Here is a 19,282-nt window from a genome sequence, read left to right on the forward strand (position 1 = left end):
ATTTTTAGAGTAGATTAATCATTATTCGCCAATGATTTCACGTGCTCCCTTAGAATTTGGCTGACTTAAAAAGCCTCTAGCAGTCATTTGCTCTACAATGTTGGCCGCTTTATTGTAGCCAATTCCTAATCGCCTTTGAATATAGCTAATAGAAGTTTTGTTGTCAGCTAACATAATTCTTTTGGCTTCTTCATAGAGTTCATCTGTCTCGCCTTCATAATTTAGCCCTAAAGTTTCATCTTCATTAGGCATAAAGTTTTCATTGTATTGCACAGGTCGTTGCGATTTGATAAATTCTACAATTTTTTCGATTTCTTCTTCTGTGCTCCATGGTGCGTGAAGTCTTACTATTCCTCCACCTGGTGGTGTGAAAAGCATATCGCCACGCCCTAGAAGTGATTCAGCACCAAAACTATCTAAAATCACTTTAGAATCAATTTTTTGCCCCACTTTATAGCTAATGCGTGAGGGTAGATTGGCTTTAATGGTGCCTGTAACAACATCAACACTTGGTCTTTGTGTGGCAACAATAAGATGAATGCCGCTAGCACGCGCCATTTGTGCTAAGCGTGCGATAGAAAGTTCGGCTTCTTTGCCCCCACTCATCATTAAATCTGCTAACTCATCAATTACAATTACAATATAAGGGAAAGGTTCAAAGCCTTCGATTTCAGCTTTTTTGTTGTAACTTTCGATATTTTTAATTCGTGCTTCACTCATTAGTGTGTAGCGTCTTTCCATTTCTTTGACTGCATTATCAAGTGCGATGATTGCTTTTTTGGGTTGCGTGATCACTGGGGTGAGTAAATGTGGAATATCATTGTAGATGCTAAATTCAAGCATTTTTGGATCAATCATAAGTAATCTTAGCGTATCAGGAGAGTTTTTATAAAGCAAGGAGAGAATCATTGCATTAATTCCCACGCTTTTTCCACTTCCTGTTGTTCCTGCGATGAGTAAGTGGGGGAGTTTTTTAAGGTCGGTAACGAAAGGATTCCCCACAATGTCTTTGCCCAAAGCCAAGGTAAGCGGAGAAGCTGCATTTTGAAAAATTTCATTTTCTAGGATTTCACGCAAATAAATGGTTTGGATTTGACTATTTGGAATTTCAATGCCGACAACATCTTTCCCTGGGACTGGAGCTTGAATCCTAATGGTTTTTGCCCTTAAAGCCATTGCTAGGTCATCTTGAAGTGTTTGGATTCTCGAGACTTTAACATTGGGGCTTGGTCTAAACTCAAAAGTTGTAACAATAGGTCCTGAATAAGTGCGAACAATATCGCCTTCAATCTTAAACATACGAAGTTTGTTGAGTAAATCATTAATTTTTTTATCAATTTCATCTTCATCAATCTCGATTCTCTCTTCTTGGGGAGTTTGTAGAAAATCAAGCTTAGGCAAAATAAAATCGGTTTGAATAGGCTTTAATTCTGTGTTTGTTTCAATTTCTTTGAGGAGATTTTGATTTTCTTCAAGGATTTTAACTTGGGTGGTATTGGTTTGAGGTTGTGGCGTTTGGGGAGTTGTTTGGGTTATAGATTCTTGGGCATTTGGAGTGGATTGGTTTTGTTGGTTTTGGTTAGATTCTAGAGGAATCTTTGTGGGGGTTAGGGTGATTTCTTCTTTAAATTGTAGGGTTAAATCTCTCTTTTCCCTAATGGCATTTTGTAAAATTTCTAAAGTTTCTTGTTGGGATTGCGGAGTGATAGGTGTAGGTGCATTTTCTTGCGATTTTTGTTGTGGTAATTCTTGCAGGGTAGAGTTTGGATTTATTTCTTGTGGTGCTTGATTAAAGGTATTTCCATAGCCATAAACGGGAAAGTTAATATTTTTCAAAAGAGGAGCTTCTTGTGGAATGGGATTAATTGGCGATTCTTGTAGAGAGGATTCTTCAAAGGTTGTTTGCGGATTTGTTTTTGCTAAGTGATCTAAATTTGGTGTTATGTCCTTTTTGTCCTCAGATTTCTCTTCTATCGCTGCTTGTGTTTCTTGTTGAACAATTTCATTTTCTACTTCTACAAATTGAGGTGATGATTCTTGGGTTTGATAATGTAAGAAATCTTGTGCTTTTTGTAGCTCTTCTTTGATGGCAGTTTGAATGGCTTTTATATCTTCATCTTCTGAAGCTTGTTGGGCTTCATTTTTGGTTATGGCTTCAACTTCATTGACTGCTGGAGCTTGATTTTGCGAAGATTCTGGATTATTAGGGACAAGACAATTACGCGTTGCATCGGTTGGATCTTTGTCGTAATAAGCGCTAAAGGGTGTGGCAGAGTAAAGTTTTTTAGGATAGGCTTTGATAGGCTTGGGTGATTCTTTGGGTGATAAATCTTCTTTGGAGCTAAGCACTTCAGGGTTAGGCTCTTGCAGATTTTGTGATTCTTGTGGTATGGGAAATTTGTATGTATCTTGCGTGGATTGTGAAGTAGAATTTTCAGTTTGGTCTTTTTTGATTAATTTAATGGGTTCGTCTTTTTCTTCCTTTTCTTCTTGTAGAAAAATACTTTTTTCAAAGTTTTTAAACCGCTCTAAACTCATTATAGATTCCATTTGGAATTGCTTTAAATTATGGTTTTTTGGTCCTTGGGCTTCTTGTGTGGGAATGAGTCTGATCTTTGATTCTTCATTGGCTGTAGAATTTGGCGTATATTGAAGCTCATTTTCAATTTTTGGAATATCTGTTGGATAAGGAAGAGATGAAGATTCTATTTCTTTGATTTCTAATGGATTGGGAGTTTCTTCTAATGACTTTTCTTCAGTTGGCTTTGTTGAGCTTAAATCATCAAGTTCTGATTCTCGCTTTGTTTCTTGTGTTTCTTGTATGATATTTGGTGTGCTAGGGGCATTTTTGCTAAGACTGGCTAATTCCTCTAGTGTTAGGGAATGCGGATTCCTTCTTTGAGATATTTTATTGGGAGGAGTGAAAAAAGCTTTTAAGCGTAGAAAAAAACTCTCTTTTTTGGATTGCTTTGATTCTTCTTTTGGGGTTTTTTGTAAATCATCTTTAAGCCCTTTAATGAAACTATGTAGCAATGTTTTTGCTGATTTTCCAGTGTAGAGCATAATGCCAAGTAGGATTAAAATAAGAGTAAGCCCAAAGATACCAAGTGGATTGATAAAAGACTTTAAAATACTGCTAAATGCGTTGCTAAAGAATCCTGCATCGCTAATAAAAAGCCCTTGTAAAATTAAGAGAGCCAATCCTATAATAACAATTCCAAGTGTTTTTTCAATAATGCGTTCTTTGGTGTCGGCGGTATTTTTGTAAAATAAGTAAGCAAGTATTAAAAGCCAAATATACCCAAAGTAGCCAAAAAGATTAAAGTGAAGATGAGCATAAGCTTTTCCTATGGCACCTAATAGACCAAATTCTCCAACAATGGATAAAATTCCCAACAATGCTAAAATTTCTACGAGTAATATTTTTTGATTAATTTTTAAAAAATTTGTTTTAATGTTGATTCCTTAAAAAATATTCAATAAATGGCGAGAGGGTGAGAGAATCGAACTCCCCAGCAAATAGACACCTATCCACTCAAATGGGTTTGAAGCCCACGATGCCCACCAGCGACATATACCCTCCAATTGTTTTGCATAAAATTAAAGAAGTAAATTTGTCAATTTAACGAATTTTTACTTAAATTCTCTTGATATACATAGATTAGAAATTGATGCTTTTTTTGCGTTCCTCATTAATTTGTTGGACTTTAATAAGGATTTCTACCATAGCTTGGTAGAGAGTTTCAGGAATTTCTTTGTCAATATCAACATCTTTATAAAGCGCTCTTGCTAGAGGAGGGTTTTCAATGATTGGAATTTCATTTTCTTTAGCAATTTCTTTGATTCTTTGAGCAAGAAAATCCACTCCCTTAGCTAAAACTCTTGGCGCTCTTTCTTTAGTGGAATCATAACGCAAAGCTACAGCATAGTGAGTTGGGTTGGTAACCACAACATCCGCATTAGGGATATTCTGCATCATTCGTTTTTTGGCGGCTTGAAACATCAAGGAGCGTATTTTTCCTTTGACTTGTTGGTCCCCTTCTTGATTTTTAAATTCATCTTTGACTTCTTGTTTGCTCATACGCAAGGATTTGAAATATTGATAACGCTTGATAAGATAATCAGTAATTGCCATCACTAAAAAAAAGGCTAATAATATGGCAATGAGAATGAGAGCCTTGTCTTTTAACCAAATCATTTGATCACCAATAGGAAAAAGTGAGACGGTAGTTAGCTCTTTCATAAAGCCTAAAAATACAAAAAAAGCAATGATAAAAGCCGTTAAAACTTTAAAAGTAATCAAGAATCCATCAAGTAATTTTTTAAGAGAAATGATATTTTTTAAGCCACTAATGAAATTGAGTTTTTGGAGTTTGGGTTGGATGGCTTTTGTGGTTAATAAAAAACCACTTTGGGAAATGTTGGCAACAATCCCTATAAGCATTAAGGCGCCAAAAATGGGTGCAAGTAAATAAAGGATTTTAAAAACTAAAGAAATTGTCAGAGAAATGGCATTAGAGCGTGTGAGATCTTGGTTAAAAATGTGATAGACTTCAAAGAAGATCGCACTTAAGCCATCCACCCAAAAATTAAAGCATAAAAAGATTAAAACAAGTCCTACAACTAATCCCAAAAAAGCATTAACATCAGGGCTTTTTATGACATTCCCTTCCTCACGAGCTTTTTCTATTTTGCGTGCAGAAGGGGCTTCGGTCTTTTCTTCTTCATCAGCCATTTAAATATCCTTGTAAGGCATTTTGGTATTCTTTGGGGGTGTTGAGATTTTGAGTTTGGGATTCTGGAATTTCCACAAAATCAACATTTAAACGCCCTAATAAATCCATCAGGCGATAATTTTTTTGTGCAATTTGGTGTTGAATGTGGGCTAGGGCTTCATAAGTGTAAATTCCAAGAAGTGGGTGAATTTTTTGATTCTTTGCAAAGGTTGGCTTTTTAGCTTTTTGGTAGGAAGCGATGAGTTTTTTAATGCTTTCTTCACTTAAAAAGGGAGTGTCAATGCTAAGGATGAAAATATCTTTTTTTAGTGTTTTTAAAACGCTCTCTAAACCAAAAATAGGAGCAAATTCTGCATTCAAATCCAAAAGGGTTTGGAGATGACTTGAGTTAGATATAGGCTTTTTGCTAGAAAAATAGACTTGAGAGAAGATTTTTTGCATTTTTTTAGCTTGAAAATCCGCCAAGCTTTCACCCAAAAAATCTAAATTTTCTTTTTTTTGACCCATTCTTGAGCTTTTGCCACCACACAAAATTACACAACTCTCCATATATAAACCTTTAAAGTTAGAGTGAAATTATAGCTTTTTTTGCTTAGCTTGGGTATGATTGCAAAAATTTTGCCCCAAAAGGAGAGCTTTTGTTGATTGATAGTTTTGGGCGTGTGATTGATTATATTCGCGTAAGTGTTACAGAGAGATGTAATTTTCGTTGCCTTTATTGTATGCCAAATACTCCTATGGATATAGGTAGAGAGGAAGATGATGTGCCTTTAGAGAGTGTATTGAATTTTATTAAAGTTGTGATTGATGAGGGGGTAAAAAAAATCCGAATCACAGGTGGAGAGCCATTGCTTAGGCGAGGTATTGCTGGATTTATAGGAGAGATTTATCGCTATAATCCTAACATTGATATTGCATTAACCACCAATGCTTATCTTTTAGAACCCCTTGTGAAAGATTTAAAAGAGGCAGGTTTAAAGAGAATTAATATTTCTCTTGATTCGCTTAAAAAAGAGAGAATTGTTTGCATTTCTAAACGCGATGGCTTAGAAAAAATCTTAGCAGGTATTAAGAAAGCTGCCGATGAAGGCTTGATTGTTAAGCTAAATATGGTGCCCCTAAAGGGAATTAATGATGATGAGGTAGTGGATATTTTAGAATATGGAATGAATCTTGGTGTGGGTGTGCGATTTATAGAATATATGGAAAATACACACGCTAAAGGTGGGACTATTGGTCTTAGAAGTGAGGAGATTTTACAAAGGATTGGTGAAAAATTTGAGTTTAGACTTCTGAAAAAAGAAATATTTGGACCAGCAACTTTGTTTGAAATACCACAAAGAGATTCTTATCTTTTTGGTATTATTGCTCCCCATAATGATGATTTTTGTAAAACTTGCAATCGAATCCGCTTAAGTAGTGAAGGGAAGTTAATACCTTGCCTTTATCATGAAAATGCCGTGGATATTAAAGAAGCAATGCTTTATGGGGATACTAGTGAGATTTTGCGTAGGCTTAATCTCTGTATCCAAAATAAGCCTGAAAAGAATGATTGGAATCTAAATGAGATTTCAACGAGAGCTTTTTACAAAACAGGTGGATAAATTATTAAATAATAATAATTTTCTTTTAAGAATAATTATATATAATTCCATTAGCTTTTTTGGAAGCAAAAGTGTATAATTCACTAAATATTAATTTTTAAAGGAGAAGATTATGGAAAAGATCGTTCAACAACTTAAACAAATTCAAGCAGATAGTGCAGTTTTTTATATTAAATTACATAACTATCATTGGAATGTTAAGGGAATGGATTTTCATCCCGTTCATGCGGCGTTAGAAAGTATGTATGATGAAATGGCGGATTTAATGGATGATATGGCAGAACGCGTTTTGCAAATCGGGCAAAAACCATATGTAACTATTAAGGATATGTTAGCAGCTAGTAAAATCAAAGAAGAGAGTGGCACAAGCTTTGATTCTAAAACAATCATCCAAGCGATTTTGCCTGAATATGAGTATTTTTTAAAGGCTTTTAGAGAGCTTTCTGACACAGCTAGTGAAGCTAATGATAAGGCGACTACTGCATTGGCTGATGAAAAAATCGCAAGTTTAGAAAAAGCAATTTGGATGATAAAAGCACAGCTTGCATAAAAAGTCTTGATTCCTTTTTGGGAATCAAAGTTATGAAAATAAATTTACTTTTTGATGATTAAATAAATGCAACATAGATACATTAATATTATATTCAATATGTCTCTTATTGATTCTGCTCAATACCAATTTGATTTAAAATCCAAGCTAATTGATTAATTTTAAGGAGAATTTGTGAAAAAATGTTTATTGATACCCTTGGTTTCAGCTTTTTTATTAAGTGGTTGTGTAACAACTTCATTGCAAACCACCACAACAATGTCTCAAAGCATTTTTATTGATCCGGTGGCAAAATCTGAACAAACTATTTTTGTTGCGATGCGAAACACTAGCGGACAGAATATTAATTTATCGCCTAAAGTAACTAGTTTGCTTCAAGGCAAGGGTTATAGAATTGTTGATGATCCAAAAGAAGCAACTTTTATTTTACAAGCCAATGTTTTGTATTGTGATATTAAACAAGAAAATAATGCGGCTCCGGCAGCTGGAGTAGGAGCAGTTACGGGAGCTGGAGTAGGACTTTATAACCACTCTTCAGCAACTGGTGGTGTTGTAGGTGGATTAATTGGCGCAGCAGTTGGTGGAATAGCAGGAAAACTCACAGAAGACACGATTTTTCAAATGCAAGTAGATATCAATATTCGTCAAAAAATCACTGGTGGGACAATCAATACCAATGCAAGTTCTTCAAGACAGGCTTCAGTGAATGATCAAAGAAGGGCAGGTTTTTTAAATAGTTTTGCAGGAGATGTGGCAAGCACTCAAAAAACAGGCAAACTCAATGACAACAGAGCCAATTATAATGAGCAAGTTTATACTAGCGATTATTCCGAAAAACAAACTACTCTTTTTGCGGAAGCTACCAAGTTGAATCTTAAGCTAGAAGAGGCAATTCCTGTTTTAGAGGATAAAATAGCAACTCAAATTAGCGGAATCTTTTAGCATTAAGCTACTAAAGCAAAGGCTTTGTATAGAGCTTTTGCTAGGTGGTGCTAGAATCCTAATTCGTGATAAAGCGCCATAGCGTATCGGTCAGTCATAGAGGCAATATAATCAGCACATACGCGGTGAATCTTAGCACCTTTTTCAATTTTATTACGCATTTGGTTGGGTAAAAGATTGATATCATTATTAAAACATTCATAAAGTTTTCTCACACATCGTTTGCCCATAAACATTTTTCTTGAAATTTCCTCGTGTCGATAGAGTTTTTTAAAGAGAATCTTTTTTAGAATCTTGATTTCTTTTTGTATGGCTGGTGTATGACTAATGGGGAGTGATTCTTGAGCGTTGTAGATAAAGTGTTGCACTTTGTCTTGCATACAAGGCTTATTGTTTTCTATAATGTCATAAACAAGTAGTGTAATGAGTTTTGAAGTGAATCGATAGCGGAAAATCGGATCATTTTGGGAAATTTTTTCAATTGTTTTGACATAATGGATTGAATCGCTTACAAGTTTGCTATCTTGTAGGTCTTCAAAGTGGAGTAGTCCATATTTGACACCATCATCTATATCGTGACTAATATAAGCAATCTCATCAGATAAATCAACAATGATCGCTTCTAGGCTTGGATGAAATTCGGGCTTAAAAGTTTCTTTATGCCACGGATTTAAAAATGATTTTTCATAGGGATAGGAATGTTTTAAGATGCCTTCTAAAGTAGCAAAAGTGAGATTTAAGCCATCAAATTCTTTATAGCGTTTCTCTAGGCTAGTCACTACTCTAAAGGATTGAAAATTATGATCAAAGCCGCAATGATATCCGTAATGTCGCATTATTTTATCAAGTTCATCTCCTCCTGCGTGTCCAAAAGGTGTATGTCCCAAATCGTGAGCTAGAGCGATGGCTTCAGCTAAGTTTTCATCGAGCTTTAAATATTCTGCAAGTGTTCTTGCAATTTGGCTAACTTCTAGTGAATGCGTGAGACGCGTGCGGAAATAATCTCCACTTTGATTCAAAAAGACTTGTGTTTTGTATTCTAAGCGTCTAAAATATGAGCTATGCAAGATTCTATCTCTATCTCTTCTAAAGGGATTTCTAAAATCGGGATTGACTGGAAAAAAGCGGTGATGTGGATTCATAATAAGCCTAAAAATAATTTAATGCTTTTGTTATTTTATCATCTTGTGCTAAGATTTGCAAAAAATTTAAGGAAATGGTAATGGTTGTTTTTGAAAATGATTTTTTTAAGATTTTAAGGAAGCCTTTTGGGGAATATCAAACAAATTGTTATCTTGCAATTTCGCAAGATGAAACTGAATCGTTAGTGATTGATCCTGGGATTGGAGCGACTAATTGGGTTTTGGAAAATGCCAAAAATCCACTCGCTATTTTAAACACGCACGGACATTTTGATCATGTTTGGAGTAATGCTGCATTGCAGGAGAAATTACCAAATGTTCCTTTATTATGTCCTTTTGAAGATGCTTTTATGTTGCAAAAAGATTTTTTTAATACAGGATTGCAAGAATCTAAGCCAAATATTTTAGTGGGTGCTGATTGTGATTCTGTTATTGTAGAGTTTCATTCTAATGTTTCTAATTTGGGTAGAAAAAATCAATTTAATTATGGAGATTTTGAAATAGAGTTTATTTGTTATCCTGGACATACTCCAGGTTGCAGTGTGATTGTATTAAACCACAAAAAAATTCCCAATCAAAAAGTAATGTTTAGTGGAGATTTTGTGTTTTATCGATCTATTGGACGCAGTGATTTTCCTTATTCAGATAGTGCAACAATGAAAGCGAGTTTAGAGACTTTTATACAATCAAAAGAAGATATATTAATTTTTCCTGGACACGGCAGAGAGACAACTTTTAAACAAGAGAAAGAAAATATTCCTTATTGGCTTATGAGATTTTAAAAGTAAAGTTAAATTGCAACACTCCCCTTAAAGGGAGAGCGAAGTTATCTTGACATTGGGATTGCATCAGGGAAGATAAAAGCTAATGCGTAAGTGAAGATCCCAATGATAATAACAAAGATAATTGAATATTTAACGGTGAATCTAAAGAGATCAGATTCTTTACCTACCAATCCTACCGCTGCACATGCAATAGCAATGCTTTGTGGAGAAATCATTTTCCCTACGACACCACCCACAGAGTTTGCTGCAAGGAATAAGACTTCTGGTATATCAAGTTGTCTAGCAGTGAGTTGTTGTAGTGTCCCAAAGAGAAGATTTGAGCTTGTATCACTACCTGTAAGGAATACACCAAGCCAACCTACAATAGGTGAGAAGAATGCAAAAGCATCGCCTGTTTCTGCTAAAGCAAGAGCAAGAGTAGCAGATAAACCGCTGTAATTTGAAATGTATGCAAACCCAACAACTAGAGCAATCGTTAAAAGTGCGAATTTCATCTCATTTAAGGTTTCGCCAAAAGTTGTTATAGCAGTAGAGACTTTGACTTTTAAAAGTGCCATTGTGATTAAGGCAGTAATGAAAATTGAAGTCCCTGCATTTAAGACAAGGGGTAATGAGAAAACAGAATTGACTGCTTTTGTTTCATTGACAGCTGGAGGTGTTTGGAATAATCCATTGAGACTATCAAAATTGAACTTCAAAGTTGTAAAGGCTAGAGCTTCTTTGAACCAACCTTGTGTCCAAATAATAATCATTATAATTAAGATAACAAAGGGTGTCCAAGCAAGTGTAATTTGAGATGCTGAATATTGTTTGGCTTCAAGTGTCTGTTTGCCACCTACTTCTGAATCAAATTTGAAAGTGTTTTTTGGTTTCCAAAATTTTAAAAAGATTGTTGTAGCCGCAATTGAAACAACTGCTGAAGCAATATCTGGTAATTCTGGTCCAAGATGTGTAGCAGTGAGATATTGCACAAGAGCAAAGCTAAAGCCTGCAACAAAAAGTGCTGGCCAAGTTTCTTTGATACCTTTGAAGCCATCCATTAAGAATACCAAGAAAAATGGAACAAAAAGTGAGAGTGGTGGAAGCATATGTCCAGCAACAGAAGAAATTTCAATGGCAGGAACGCCAACAACACCCGCCATAGCGATAATTGGAATCCCTACTGCACCAAAAGCTACAGGTGCTGTGTTTGCAATTAGACACAATCCTGCTGCATATAGTGGTCTTAAGCCCATACCCACAAGCAATGCTGCAGTAATAGCCACAGGACCTCCAAAACCAATCGCACCCTCCAAGAATGCACCAAAACAAAAACCAATCAAAATTACTTGTAATCTTTGATCAGGCGTGATAGAAATAATAGATTCACGCAAAATATCAAAGTAACCTGATTTTACTGTGAGCTTGTAGAGGAAAATCGCTGCGACAATAATCCAAGCAATGGGCCAAATTCCATATACAGCGCCATAAACAAAACTAAAAAGCATTTTATTAAATGGCATACCATATACAAATACGGCGATGATAGCCGCTAAAACTACCGTTAAAAATCCTGCGGTATGTCCTTTGGTTTTAAAAACAACCAATGAAAGAAAAAAGAGAGCAATTGGTAAGAATGCTACTAAGGCACTTAACCAAAGATTGTTTAGTGGATCATAAACTTGCGTCCATTCCATATAAACTCCTAAAATAAATATTAAAAATGAATTAGACTAAATTATAAAAAATATTTTAAAAATTTTGTAGAGTTTTATAAAAAATGCAAGATATTTTTAACTAAATATGTTACAAATTTTCATTCTATACAGAAGAAAATAATTCATACCGCTTTAGTTTTAATTTTGAAAAAAACTTTTTTGTGATAGATTTTCAAATGAATTTTTATAAAAGTTTAGGAGCAAATCTTGAAAGTATATTTTTTCTCGACTTGTATTGGTGCAGCAGCTTTTGCTGACACTTGTGTCAATAGCATAAAACTCTTACAAAAAGAAGGCGTTGAAGTAGTCTTCAAAAAAGATCAAACCTGTTGTGGGCAACCCAGCTTTAACTCCGGATATTATGAGGAAACCAAAAAAGTTGCCCTATATAATATGAATCTATTTAAAGGTAGTGAGCCTATTATTCTACCAAGTGGATCGTGTGCAGGAATGATGAAAGTAGATTATATCGAGCTTTTTGAAGGCACACCCTATGAATCTCAAGCAAGAGATTTTAGTAGCAGAATCTATGAGCTAAGCGAGTTTTTAGATAATGTCTTAAAGGTGCGCTATGAAGACAAGGGAGTGCCTACTAAAGTAACTTGGCATAGCAACTGCCACGCATTGCGCGTAGCAAAATGTATTAATTCTGCAAAAAATCTTATAAGAAGCCTTAGCAATGTGGAATTAATCGAGCTAGAGCGTGAGGAAGAGTGTTGCGGATTTGGTGGAACTTTTAGCGTTAAAGAACCTGAAATTTCTAATGCCATGGTTACCCAAAAAGTGCAAGATATCACATCAAGAGGTGTAGAATACCTTTTAAGTGCAGATTCTGGGTGTTTGCTCAATATCTCTGGTGCGATGAAAAAGCAAGGCGTAGATGTCAAGCCAATGCACTTATATGACTTCCTTGCACAACGAATCGGATTATTATAAGGAGATAAAAATGAGTGCAAATATCAAACAGCAATACCATGATGTGATACATACTAAACTTGAAGATGCACAATTACGCAAAAACCTTCTAAGCGTTATGGATACGCTAAAAGGCAATCGCAAAAAGCTTATTTCTACGCGTTTTTTGGATTGGGAAGTATTGCGAGAAAAAGGCAAAGAAATTAAACAAAAAAATCTCTCCAAGCTTGATGTATTGTTAGAAACTTTTGAATCTAATGCGCGTAAAAATGGCTTTATTGTGCATTGGGCAAAAAATAGTGAGGAAGCTAACAACATCGTGCTTGAGGTAATGCAAAAAAATCATATCACCAAGATTCTTAAAGGTAAATCTATGGCGAGTGAGGAAACCCACCTTAATGCTTTTCTCAAAGCCAAAGGATTAGAACCTATTGAAACAGATTTGGGTGAGATTATTATCCAACTCATTGATGAGCCACCTGTGCATATCGTCGCACCTGCTATCCACAAAAACCGCTATCAAATTGGCGAAATTTTTCATCAAAAACTCGGTGCGCCACTTGAATCTGAGCCTGAAAAACTTAACGAAATTGCACGCACGCATTTACGCAGAGAATTCCAAGAATTCAAACTCGGTCTTAGTGGCGTGAATTTTGCCATCGCCAATGAGGGAGCAATTTGGCTTTTAGAAAATGAGGGAAATGGGCGTATGAGCACCACGGCTTGTGATATTCATATTGCGTTTTGTGGGATTGAAAAAGTGATTGAAAGCTTTGAAGATGCCTCTACACTTAATGCCTTGCTTATTCCTTCTGCTACAGGTGCGGCAGTAACTTGCTATAACAATATCATCACTTCCCCTCGCAAAGAAGGCGAACTTGATGGACCAAAGGAAGTGCATATTATTTTGCTTGACAACAATCGCTCACAAATGCTTAGCGATTCGCATTATTACCGCGCATTAAGCTGCATTCGATGTGGCACTTGCCTTAATCACTGCCCTGTGTATGACAAAATCGGCGGACACGCTTATCTTAGCACCTATCCTGGTCCTATTGGTGAGGTGATTTCACCCCAACTTTTTGGATTAAACAAATTTAGTCCTATGCTAGATTTATGCTCATTGTGTGGGCGCTGCTCTGAAGTATGCCCTGTGAAAATCCCTCTTGCAGAGCTTATTAGAGATTTGCGAAGTGAGCGCGTAGGGCAAGGGCGAAAAAGTGTGGTAGGCACAGATTCAAGCACACAAAATCCTGCTGAAATCAAGGCAATGAGTCAATTTGCCACTTTGGCAACAAGCCCTAATAAATGGCGATTTGCGCTTACTATGGCAAATATCTTTGCACCGCTTGGCAAGATATTTGCGCCCTTTACGCCATTGCTAAAAAATTGGGTGAAGTATCGTGAATTCCCAAAAATCAATGGCAATCTCCACAAAAAAGTATCTCAAATGCAAGGAGTAATTTATGAGTAAGGCAGATATTTTAGGGCGTGTGCGAGATTCTCTTAAAGTTAATACACATATTCCAAACCCAAAGGTGCAGTATGCTAACCCTATGAATTACACGCATAAGGAACTTTTGGAAGAATACAAACTCAATCAAAGCAATAATAAGGCTATCGTGCGTGAATCTAGTCTTGATACTCTAGAATCTACAATCGCAGAAATCCTTGGAGAAGTCAAGGCTAAAGAAGTGCTGTATAACACTGATGTGTCATTAGACTTTAAGGGTATGGAAGCCAAATTTATCCCATACACACAAAGTGTAGATTCTATGCGTGGGGAATTATTTGGGATTGATACTTCTATCGTGGAAGCGCGATGTGGTGTAGCAAATCTAGGCATTGTGGGGCTAAGCGCTAATCCACAAGCCCCTAGACTTTCTTCACTTATCACTAATAATTGCATTTATCTACTCAAAAAAGAGCATATAGTGGAAAATCTCTATGCTGGTATTGAATGTATCAAAGCATATGAGAAAAATCGCAGTGGAAGCGAGATTTTGCCAACAAATATTATCTTTGTCGCAGGTCCTTCACGCACCGCTGATATTGAATTACAAACAGTGTTTGGTGTGCATGGACCACGCGTAGTGTATGTGGTGCTATACTAAAATAGGGCTTTTTAAAAATGGATAAAGCAATAGTTTTAGCAAGTGGTGGGCTTGATAGTTGCGTGAGTGTTGCTTGTGCTATTAAGGATGGTTATGAAGTTTGCCTTTTGCATATTAACTATGGGCAAAGAACCCAAAAGCGTGAGAATCAAGCCTTTAATGATATTGCAAATTACTATGGAATCCAAAATAAATTAATTGTTGATATTGATTATTTGCGGCAAATTGGTGGTTCTTCGCTTGTGGATTCTTCAATACCTATTGAGCAAGAGACGATTCCAAGCTCTACAGGGCAGATTCCTATGACTTATGTGCCTTTTAGAAATGCCAATATGATTTCTATTGCAGTGAGTTGGGCAGAAGTCATTGGTGCTAAAAAAATCTATGTGGGGGCAGTGGAGGAAGATTCAAGTGGGTATCCAGATTGTATGGAAATTTTTTATGAGAAATTTAATGAATTATTAAAAGTTGCCCTGCTTCCGCAAAACAATGTAGAGATTCTCACGCCACTTATTCATTTAAATAAGGCAGAGATTGTTCATCAAGGTATTTTGCTTAAAGCCCCATTGCATTTAACTTGGAGTTGTTATCAAAATGAAGACAAAGCTTGTGGCGTGTGTGAGAGCTGTAAGCTGCGTTTGAGGGGATTTAAACTCGCAGGAGAGTGCGATCCAATTGCTTATAAATAATAAAACTACAAAAAGTTTAATGCCCACTTTCGTAAAGCATATATTGGAATCTCCCAGCAATCATTTGAGCTCTTTGTAAAATTTGCATAGAAATTTCAGGACTAAAGACTTTGTGAAGGCTTTCTTCAAAAAGTCCAAGCCAAATATTAAAAAATTCTCTAGGAAATGGGGGCAAATCCAAATGTGCTTTCATTGGTTGTCCCCTATAATCTCCAATCCCCAAAAGCATTCCTTGCCAAAAATTTGAAATCTTCTTTTTGTGGGCTTCCCATTGTGCATCGCTTGTGCCAATAGCTTTATTAAAGACATCCCCCACGCCATTTTTATCGGCTCGAATCTTGGCATAAAAAATATCCATTAGCTGATTGATTCCTTCGACGCAAATTGTTTGGTATCGCATAAAAACTCCTTAGAAATAAAAAGCAAATTTTGCTAAGATAACAATGAATAACCCTAAAATCAAAGCCAAAGGATGAATGATTTTAGCAAGTGGATTTGGCTTTTTTAGGATATAGTGGAAAGTGAGTGAAGTGATGACTGCAAGGACAATAATAAGCGCTAAAAAGGTCTTTAAAACTAAAAATTGTTGTAAGTGAGTGCTAAAATATCCTATATCACTTCCAATGTATTGGCTAATCATTGCTCCTCCGCTAAGAACCAAAAGAAGCAGACATAAAGGCATTATTTTACCACCTCTTTTGCCGATAATGCTAAACATTTTGTTGGCAAACTCATCGCCTAAAATTTTTCTAATGGGCGTAAGTAGCACTACATCAGTGAAAATAAAGCCTAGAAAAATAATCGCACAAATAAGGTGAATTAATAAAAAATAAGGATAAAGTGCTTCCATAAATACTCCTTTGATTTTAATAAAATCATAGCAAATCTTTAAAAAATAAAAATTGATATGGGTTAAGTTTGCTATACTTGTTAAAAAATTTTGGAGAGATTATGCAAGATTACATTAAAATGCTTTATTCGGTTGGCTATAAGCGTTTTTATAATGCAAATGAATTTTTATTTTTTGAAGGGGAGATTCCTAAGAAAATCTTGGTGCTTTTGAGTGGAAAAGTGAGAATTTATAAAACTAATCAAAATAAAGAGGAAACTTTTCATTATATCCTTGCTCCGAGTTTTATTGCTGAAATGCCTAGTTTTCTGAAACTTCCTTATCCTGCAAGTGCGGTTTGTGTTGGGGAATGTGAGATTTTGGAGATTGATTTAGAAATATTTAAAAAGCATTGTGTGGGAAATGCAGACTTTTGCTTTTCTTTTATTGCTTCCTTGTGTCAAAAGATTAGAATCTTAGAGAATCATATTTCAAGGTATTCGCAAAGTCTTAAGGAAAGAGTTAAAGAGTTTTTAGTGGAAAATAAAGAAGATTTGTCAAATTTCACTCAAAGGCAAATCGCTCAAAAGCTTAACACAAGCCCTGAATCGCTCTCTAGAGTTTTGAGAGAATTCAAAGAGGAAGGCTTGATTAAAACACAAAAAGGTAAAATTGTTAATATTAATTTATAGAATAATAAGACAAGGAGTTTGTGATTTGTTGTGATAGGGTTTGGTGAGTTTATTTTAAATTTACAAGGAGAAAATTTCTAAGCAATTTTAATCTTAAGGAGAAAATTCCCCCAAAGTGGGAGAATTATTGTTTTAATCCAAGGAGTGTATTGAGGATTTGATCGGAAGTGGTAATAGATTTTGAGCTTGCTTGGAATCCCCTTTGCACAACGATAAGTTGAGTTAAACCACGACTTAAGTCAGAATTACTCATTTCTAGTTTAGAGGCTTGAATACTTGCTCTTCCGCCTGATCCAGCAGTTCCGATTGTAGGTCCTCCAGAGTTTGGAGATTCGGCAAAGAGATTGCTACCTGATTCTTGTAAGCCCTCATAGTTGGCAAAACTTGCTACAGCAACTTGTGCTAAGGCAAGAGTTTGTCCATTATCAAATTTACCTATCATTGTTCCTGTGGCATCAAAGTAGAAGTCTTGGAGCATTCCAGCAGTGTAACCATCACCATCAATATTATTGGCTTGTGATTCAGCAGCAGTGCTTGTTAGTCCATCATATCCTCCGCTTGTTCCGAAATCTAAGTCAATACTTTGTGGGAATGCAGCACCATTGTTTGGCTTAAATTGAATAGTTGAGGGGTTAAAGCCTAGAATCTCACCTTGTTCTCCAAAAGTTACGCTTCCACCTTCTAGGATATTAGGTCTTTGTGCAGTTCCACCGATGAGTTCAGCAGGTTCTGGCACGATGATACGCCAATTCCATTGATTTCCAGCAACTTTGGTAAATTGTATGGTGAAATCGTGTTTATTACCAAGACTATCATAAATATCAAGTGTTTGAGAATAAGTTGCCATTCTTAAACCTGCGGTGCTTGTGATATTTCCTCCTTCTACTAACACTCCTGTATTCATTGCTTTCATTTGATTTTTGAAAAGCACATTGGTAGTAGTGAGAGTATCATTATAGGCTGAAACAAAGATATTAAGGTTATCATAAGCAGCACCTTGTTGGTTATTTGCGACATTGACCCCATCATCGCGGTTATTGATTTCAAATTGTCCATTGCTATTGAGCTTCACGCTCACGGTGTAGTTACTTTGAAGGAAAGTAGGATTAGGTCCTGTCATTCCTGCGGCAGCAGCTGCTGAATCCCCACCAAACTCTTTGACTTTATTGGCATCTTGTTGCATGAGTGCTCTTAAGTCTTCTGTGGTTCTAAATTGTCCTGAAGTTGAATCCGCATCGGTTTGGAGTGTATAGTTATACTTAAAAGCAGTAGTAACGGTTGTGGTTTGAACAAATGGACCTGCAGCACCCCCTGCTTGTGTTTCAAATCCTTCTAGAGCACCATTCATCGCTGTAACACGAATATTTTTATTGCTACCATCTCCATCAAGTTGGTTAGTGTTTTGCAAAATAAGCGTGTCTCCTCTTGTGAGTGCTTCTACTCCGGTAGTGTCTTTGAGATTATTAATCGCAACTTGGGCAGCAAGGAGATTAGAAGATCCAGTAGCAGTTGGATCATTATTCCAAGTGATAGTTACACCATTAATAGTGATGCTTGAAGCTCCAACTGCAGCGGCATTAATGTGTAAAGGTGTAGTAGTTGCAGTTTGGTAGCTAACCCAAATCCCTTGCCCTTCTTGGAGTTGCATTGCTTCTCCCGCGTCATTAAACATTACGCCCATATCTTGAGCGACTTCAAGTTGTCTATCTGCAGTATCATAGAGTCTATCTAAACCACCTGCAATGTAATTGTTAGCTGAAGTGCTATCTAGTGGGCTTGGGCAAGTAGTATTTTCTGTTTTGGTTCCGCTTGTTAAGTTGATATTTCCTGTTACAGTTTCAGTTGCCTTTGCAGGGATAGTAAGGCGTGGATCAATAGTAATATTCCCAATAGGTCCTGTTGAATCAACGCGGTTTATATTTCCACTTCCACAATCGCAGTTGAGCTTAGATAAATCTCTCACCCAACCTTGCACAATATAACCGCTTGTAGTTACAAGGTTACCTACAGCATCAAAGCTAAATGCACCATCTCTTGTATACATATTAGTAAAACCACCATTGTTGCTCACGACAAACATTCCATTGCCTTCTAAGGCTAAGTCTGCTTTTCTATCAGTATTTTGCAAAGAACCTTGTGAGAAGATTTTTGTTGTGGTTTCAATCCCTGTTCCAAGTCCTACAGAATAGTCATTCACCCCACCATAACCTGCATAAGGAATCGTAGCAGCCCGTTTAGTTTGGCTAACCATTGTTGAAAAATCCGCACGAGAATATTTAAAACCATTAGTATTTACATTGGCGATATTGTTTGATTCTACATCAAGAGCGACTTGATGAGCTTGCATACCGCTAACACCTGACCATAGAGATCGTAACATTTGCAATCCTTTTTAAAAAAGTATTTTGCAAAAAATAAAGCAAATATTATTCCAAATTTGAGTTTTGTAGCTATAAAGTTCAATAAATGCAACTATTGATTGCATTTATTGATAAAAGGAAGTTTTTTATAGAATTTTTAATTTAAAGTTTATATTAAAGCATTATTCAAATTAGGATTTGATATTTTTGAAAGTTTTTTGTGAAAG

At 36.0% G+C, this 19,282-nt stretch carries 17 protein-coding genes and 1 tRNA gene; 9 read left to right on the plus strand and 9 right to left on the minus strand.

Annotated elements, in window-relative coordinates:
- Positions 1-21 precede the first annotated feature (21 nt).
- The 4 genes from HCAN_RS01625 to HCAN_RS01635 form a co-directional block, all read right to left on the minus strand.
- Positions 22-2,370 carry a DNA translocase FtsK gene (locus HCAN_RS01625; RefSeq protein ID WP_006656582.1) on the minus strand — a complete coding sequence of 783 codons (2,349 nt, stop codon included), beginning with the start codon at positions 2,368-2,370 and terminating at the stop codon, positions 22-24.
- Positions 2,371-3,484: 1,114 nt separating this feature from the next.
- Positions 3,485-3,583, minus strand: a tRNA-Sec gene (locus HCAN_RS08155).
- Positions 3,584-3,661: 78 nt separating this feature from the next.
- A complete protein-coding gene (flhB, locus tag HCAN_RS01630) occupies positions 3,662-4,735 on the minus strand; it encodes a flagellar biosynthesis protein FlhB (protein ID WP_006656583.1) in 1,074 nt (357 codons plus the stop codon).
- A complete protein-coding gene (locus HCAN_RS01635; protein ID WP_006656584.1) occupies positions 4,728-5,285 on the minus strand; it encodes a molybdenum cofactor guanylyltransferase in 558 nt (185 codons plus the stop codon). The genes flhB and HCAN_RS01635 overlap by 8 nt, the downstream gene beginning before the upstream one ends.
- Positions 5,286-5,374: 89 nt before the next feature.
- Between HCAN_RS01635 and moaA the strand changes: the two genes are divergently transcribed.
- The 3 genes from moaA to HCAN_RS01650 all read left to right on the plus strand — a co-directional run bounded on the left by moaA (position 5,375) and on the right by HCAN_RS01650 (position 7,832).
- The gene (gene moaA, locus HCAN_RS01640; protein WP_006656585.1) at positions 5,375-6,340 is read left to right on the plus strand and encodes a GTP 3',8-cyclase MoaA; all 966 of its coding nucleotides are present in this window, start codon (positions 5,375-5,377) and stop codon (positions 6,338-6,340) included.
- A 112-nt stretch (positions 6,341-6,452) separates the two neighbouring features.
- On the plus strand, positions 6,453-6,890 hold the full coding sequence (locus HCAN_RS01645) for a Dps family protein (protein WP_006656587.1): 438 nt from the start codon (positions 6,453-6,455) through the stop codon (positions 6,888-6,890).
- Positions 6,891-7,064: 174 nt separating this feature from the next.
- Positions 7,065-7,832: a complement resistance protein TraT gene (locus HCAN_RS01650; protein WP_006656588.1), complete on the plus strand. Its 768-nt coding sequence runs from the start codon at positions 7,065-7,067 to the stop codon at positions 7,830-7,832.
- A gap of 50 nt (positions 7,833-7,882) precedes the next feature.
- Here HCAN_RS01650 and HCAN_RS01655 read toward each other — a convergent pair whose 3' ends face one another.
- The gene (locus tag HCAN_RS01655) at positions 7,883-8,974 is read right to left on the minus strand and encodes a deoxyguanosinetriphosphate triphosphohydrolase family protein (RefSeq protein WP_006656589.1); all 1,092 of its coding nucleotides are present in this window, start codon (positions 8,972-8,974) and stop codon (positions 7,883-7,885) included.
- A gap of 80 nt (positions 8,975-9,054) precedes the next feature.
- Here HCAN_RS01655 and HCAN_RS01660 point away from each other — a divergent pair, with 80 nt between their 5' ends.
- Positions 9,055-9,756: an MBL fold metallo-hydrolase gene (locus HCAN_RS01660; protein ID WP_006656592.1), complete on the plus strand. Its 702-nt coding sequence runs from the start codon at positions 9,055-9,057 to the stop codon at positions 9,754-9,756.
- A gap of 44 nt (positions 9,757-9,800) precedes the next feature.
- Here HCAN_RS01660 and HCAN_RS01665 read toward each other — a convergent pair whose 3' ends face one another.
- Positions 9,801-11,435, minus strand: a complete 1,635-nt coding sequence (locus tag HCAN_RS01665) for an L-lactate permease (RefSeq protein ID WP_006656731.1) — start codon at positions 11,433-11,435, stop codon at positions 9,801-9,803.
- 228 nt (positions 11,436-11,663) lie between these two features.
- Between HCAN_RS01665 and HCAN_RS01670 the strand changes: the two genes are divergently transcribed.
- Genes HCAN_RS01670 through queC form a run of 4 tightly spaced genes read left to right on the plus strand, consistent with a single transcriptional unit; the run spans position 11,664 to position 15,174 of the window.
- The gene (locus tag HCAN_RS01670) at positions 11,664-12,392 is read left to right on the plus strand and encodes a (Fe-S)-binding protein (protein WP_006656595.1); all 729 of its coding nucleotides are present in this window, start codon (positions 11,664-11,666) and stop codon (positions 12,390-12,392) included.
- A 10-nt stretch (positions 12,393-12,402) separates the two neighbouring features.
- Positions 12,403-13,845 (plus strand): LutB/LldF family L-lactate oxidation iron-sulfur protein, encoded by a 1,443-nt coding sequence (locus tag HCAN_RS01675; protein ID WP_006656596.1) that lies wholly within the window; start codon positions 12,403-12,405, stop codon positions 13,843-13,845.
- Positions 13,838-14,485, plus strand: coding sequence for a LutC/YkgG family protein (locus HCAN_RS01680; RefSeq protein WP_006656597.1), 648 nt, complete (start codon positions 13,838-13,840; stop codon positions 14,483-14,485). Before HCAN_RS01675 ends, HCAN_RS01680 begins: the two co-directional genes overlap by 8 nt.
- Before the next feature lie 17 nt (positions 14,486-14,502).
- On the plus strand, positions 14,503-15,174 hold the full coding sequence (gene queC, locus HCAN_RS01685) for a 7-cyano-7-deazaguanine synthase QueC (RefSeq protein WP_006656598.1): 672 nt from the start codon (positions 14,503-14,505) through the stop codon (positions 15,172-15,174).
- 16 nt (positions 15,175-15,190) lie between these two features.
- Here queC and HCAN_RS01690 read toward each other — a convergent pair whose 3' ends face one another.
- Positions 15,191-15,574, minus strand: a complete 384-nt coding sequence (locus HCAN_RS01690) for a group III truncated hemoglobin (RefSeq protein WP_006656599.1) — start codon at positions 15,572-15,574, stop codon at positions 15,191-15,193.
- A gap of 9 nt (positions 15,575-15,583) precedes the next feature.
- Positions 15,584-16,024, minus strand: a complete 441-nt coding sequence (locus tag HCAN_RS01695) for a hypothetical protein (RefSeq protein WP_006656600.1) — start codon at positions 16,022-16,024, stop codon at positions 15,584-15,586.
- A gap of 101 nt (positions 16,025-16,125) precedes the next feature.
- Here HCAN_RS01695 and HCAN_RS01700 point away from each other — a divergent pair, with 101 nt between their 5' ends.
- On the plus strand, positions 16,126-16,695 hold the full coding sequence (locus HCAN_RS01700; RefSeq protein WP_006656732.1) for a Crp/Fnr family transcriptional regulator: 570 nt from the start codon (positions 16,126-16,128) through the stop codon (positions 16,693-16,695).
- Positions 16,696-16,819: 124 nt separating this feature from the next.
- Here HCAN_RS01700 and flgE read toward each other — a convergent pair whose 3' ends face one another.
- The gene (gene flgE, locus HCAN_RS01705) at positions 16,820-19,075 is read right to left on the minus strand and encodes a flagellar hook protein FlgE (RefSeq protein WP_006656602.1); all 2,256 of its coding nucleotides are present in this window, start codon (positions 19,073-19,075) and stop codon (positions 16,820-16,822) included.
- Positions 19,076-19,282 lie beyond the last annotated feature (207 nt).

The sequence above is a fragment of the Helicobacter canadensis MIT 98-5491 genome, assembly GCF_000162575.1.
Classification (GTDB): domain Bacteria; phylum Campylobacterota; class Campylobacteria; order Campylobacterales; family Helicobacteraceae; genus Helicobacter_D; species Helicobacter_D canadensis.

Bases quoted from the DNA above. Each gene is read 5' to 3' on its own strand.
- HCAN_RS01700 (WP_006656732.1), top strand. From the start codon at position 16,126: ATGCAAGATTACATTAAAATGCTTTATTCGGTTGGCTATAAGCGTTTT.
- HCAN_RS01665 (WP_006656731.1), bottom strand. From the start codon at position 11,435: ATGGAATGGACGCAAGTTTATGATCCACTAAACAATCTTTGGTTAAGT.
- HCAN_RS01695 (WP_006656600.1), bottom strand. From the start codon at position 16,024: ATGGAAGCACTTTATCCTTATTTTTTATTAATTCACCTTATTTGTGCG.
- HCAN_RS01690 (WP_006656599.1), bottom strand. From the start codon at position 15,574: ATGCGATACCAAACAATTTGCGTCGAAGGAATCAATCAGCTAATGGAT.
- HCAN_RS01635 (WP_006656584.1), bottom strand. From the start codon at position 5,285: ATGGAGAGTTGTGTAATTTTGTGTGGTGGCAAAAGCTCAAGAATGGGT.
- flgE (WP_006656602.1), bottom strand. From the start codon at position 19,075: ATGTTACGATCTCTATGGTCAGGTGTTAGCGGTATGCAAGCTCATCAA.
- HCAN_RS01645 (WP_006656587.1), top strand. From the start codon at position 6,453: ATGGAAAAGATCGTTCAACAACTTAAACAAATTCAAGCAGATAGTGCA.
- queC (WP_006656598.1), top strand. From the start codon at position 14,503: ATGGATAAAGCAATAGTTTTAGCAAGTGGTGGGCTTGATAGTTGCGTG.
- HCAN_RS01655 (WP_006656589.1), bottom strand. From the start codon at position 8,974: ATGAATCCACATCACCGCTTTTTTCCAGTCAATCCCGATTTTAGAAAT.
- HCAN_RS01660 (WP_006656592.1), top strand. From the start codon at position 9,055: ATGGTTGTTTTTGAAAATGATTTTTTTAAGATTTTAAGGAAGCCTTTT.
- HCAN_RS01680 (WP_006656597.1), top strand. From the start codon at position 13,838: ATGAGTAAGGCAGATATTTTAGGGCGTGTGCGAGATTCTCTTAAAGTT.
- flhB (WP_006656583.1), bottom strand. From the start codon at position 4,735: ATGGCTGATGAAGAAGAAAAGACCGAAGCCCCTTCTGCACGCAAAATA.
- HCAN_RS01675 (WP_006656596.1), top strand. From the start codon at position 12,403: ATGAGTGCAAATATCAAACAGCAATACCATGATGTGATACATACTAAA.